Origin of the sequence: Pseudonocardia sp., assembly GCF_025465255.1 — a bacterium.
In the GTDB taxonomy this organism is placed as follows: domain Bacteria; phylum Actinomycetota; class Actinomycetes; order Mycobacteriales; family Pseudonocardiaceae; genus Pseudonocardia.
The window spans coordinates 1-2,684 of sequence record NZ_JAODNI010000152.1; the positions used below are offsets into that span (position 1 = coordinate 1).

The 2,684-nt window shown below is 71.5% G+C and carries 1 protein-coding gene and 3 pseudogenes; all 4 read left to right on the forward strand.

Annotated features, from left to right (window positions below):
* Positions 1 to 506: pseudogene (locus tag JWP64_RS18495) on the forward strand (allantoinase); the annotation flags it as partial.
* Positions 507 to 942: 436 nt separating this feature from the next.
* On the forward strand, positions 943 to 1,473 hold the full coding sequence (locus JWP64_RS31585; protein WP_366890195.1) for a transposase family protein: 531 nt from the start codon (positions 943 to 945) through the stop codon (positions 1,471 to 1,473).
* Positions 1,359 to 1,796 (forward strand): annotated as a pseudogene (locus JWP64_RS31590) (transposase); the annotation flags it as partial. The gene JWP64_RS31585 and the pseudogene JWP64_RS31590, both read left to right, overlap by 115 nt.
* Before the next feature lie 55 nt (positions 1,797 to 1,851).
* A pseudogene (locus JWP64_RS18500) lies at positions 1,852 to 2,445 on the forward strand (hypothetical protein); the annotation flags it as partial.
* Between the last annotated feature and the right edge of the window lie 239 nt (positions 2,446 to 2,684).

The following is a 2,684-nucleotide window of genomic DNA, read 5'->3' on the forward strand; positions in this document are numbered from 1 at the left end:
CGTTCGAGCGTGTGTGCGGGAAGCGGCCCGTGGGCTGGTACTGCCGCTATGGACCGAGCACGCGGACCCGCAGGCTGCTCGTCGAGGAAGGCGGGTTCATTTACGACTCGGACTCGTACAACGACGAGGTCCCGCACTTCACGGAGGTCGAGGGCCATCAGCACCTGATCGTGCCCTACACGCCCGATGCGAACGACATCGCGTTCTGGCTAGGCAACGGTATGGCCACGGCCGAGCAGTTCGAGACCTACCTGCGCGATTCGTTCGATGTGCTGTACGCCGAGTCCGAGCGCTATCCACGGATGATGTCGATCGGGCTGCACTGCCGAGTGATCGGACGGCCGGGCCGCTCACCATCGCTCGACCGGTTCATCGATTATGCAAAGGGGTTCGACGGCGTCTGGTTCGCCACGCGCGAAGAGATCGCCCGCTCGTGGCTCCGGGTGCACGGCGGAAACGCACGCTCGGCGGCGGGAGACGTGGCTGCAGGAAGGTCTAAACCATAACCGGCCCGGCGGAGACGTCGTCCGGATCGAGCTCGACGGTCGCCACGCGCAAGCTGCGAAACGGCAGCTGAGCGGCCCGGATAGCTCGCGAACTGTGAGCGTGGCCGGTCGGTCGCCGGGCGCTGGCCTGCCTGGTAGATGAGCGCTCAGGGCGGCCGCCGAGCTACCGATGCGGAGCCCGCTATTTGCGACCTCGCCGGGTGCATACCTGGCTCTTCGATCTTGCTCTTCGATCTTGACCGGGCAACCCGAGGTTGGACCGTGCGGCGCGCCTGAACGTGGGCGGTCCGTGACTCCTTGATCCTCGCTGTGTTCTGGAGCAGCGAAGGGAGAGCCACGGACCGGGGTCGACCGTACTGATGATGCGTCGTGTCTGTTGGGACTCGAGGGCTTGGCGGTGGAGCGTGTCGCGCTCACCGGGCTCGGTGTTCGGATCGTGCAGCTGATCACCGACGATCCCGATGCGGCGCGCTGCCCGGGCTGCCGGGTGCGCTCGACCTCGGGCAAGGACTGGGTGCTGACCCGCCCGCACGACCTGCCCAGCGGCGGCGGGCCGGTCGCGGTGCAGTGGCGCAAGCGCCAGTGGCGTTGCCGCACCGAGGTCTGTCCACGTGCGTCGTTCACCGAGCAGGTCGCCCAGGTGCCGGCCGGGATGCGGACCACGACGCGGCTGCGGACCCCGCACTGGCGGTGGCGGTGGAGGACGGGCGGGACCAGTCCGAGGTCGCCGCGTGGCACGGGGTGTCGTGGCCGACGGTGCAGCGAGCGGTGGCGGTCCATGGCGCGGTCGAGCTGGCCGAGCCGGAGCCGGTGGCGGCGCCCGGATCCGTGGGAGAGACCGGGTTCGTCGACATCACCGGTGACCAGGCCCTGTTGGGGCAGGTCGACGGGCGGAGCAGCGCCGCGGTCCAGGCCTGGTTGGCCGCCCGCACGCCCGAGTTCCGGGCCGGGGTGGAGGTGGTGGTGATCGACCCGCATGCCGGCTACGCCGCCGCCGTTCGCGCGGCCCTGCCCGACGCGCAGGTCGCGGTGGACCACTTCCATCTGATCCTGCTCGCGAACAAGGCCGTGACCGCGGTGCGCCAGCGGGTCACCCGCGACCTGCTCGATCGTCGCGGCCGCAAGACCGATCCCACCTGGGCCAACCGGCGGCTGCTGCTCCGCGGCCGGGAACACCTCTCCGAGCGGGCGCTGGCGCGGATGTGGAACGGCTGCATCGACCACGACCCGACCGGACAGATCCTGTCGGCGTGGATCGCGAAGGAGGAACTCCGCGCGCTGTGCGCCACCGCTACCCGCGGCGGGCACCCCAGCGAGATCCGCGACCGGCTCCACGCGTTCCACCTATCGCGCCCGCCGGGCCCTGCTCGAGGACCTCCTCGGACGGCAGCTCCCGCACGGGCTGGTGCTGATGCCCGCCACGACCGACCCGGCCGTCGCCCGCGCCTGGCTCACCGACCACTCCGCCGCGGGCACCGAAGGCGTGGTCGCCAAACGCCTCGACCAGCCCTACCGTCCCGGTGGCCGGACCTGGCGCAAGATCCGGACCCGGCTCACCGCCGAGGCCGTCGTCGGCGGTGTCCTCGGCTCCATCGCCCGACCCGAGGCGCTGATCCTCGGCCGCTACGACACGAACGGACGCCTGCGGGTCGCCGGCCGCACCACCCCGCTGCCCCGACCTGCGCGTACCGAACTCGGCCGCATCCTGACCCCCGAAGCGGCGGGCACGCACCCGTGGCCGGTCACGATCCCGTCGAGCAGGTTCGGGCAGCGCCCCAGCGAGCCCATTGACTACGTCCAGGTCGCCCCGAGGACGGTCGTCGAGCTCGAGGTCGACACCTCCTTCGAGCAGGACCGGTGGCGCCACGCCACCCGCTACGTCCGGGTACGAGCTGACCTGCACCCGGGTGACGTGCTGGTCCTCGACCCCCCGGCCTGAGCCGAAAGGATCGGACCGGCTCGTACTGGCGGCGCCTCCGGACCGGGTCGGCCGCTGCCGATCCTCCGCCCCCCGCGGCCACCGGATTGTCGTGCTCGCTGGGTCACCGGGGCGGCCATCGCCCCTTTGGCTCGGAGCCAGCGGGTGTCCGGGCGAGGCTGGGAGGCGGTTACGGGGTGAGCATGAAGGCGCCGTAGCCGACGACCCGGGCTGGGTCGGCCCCGGCGTCGGCGGAGGTG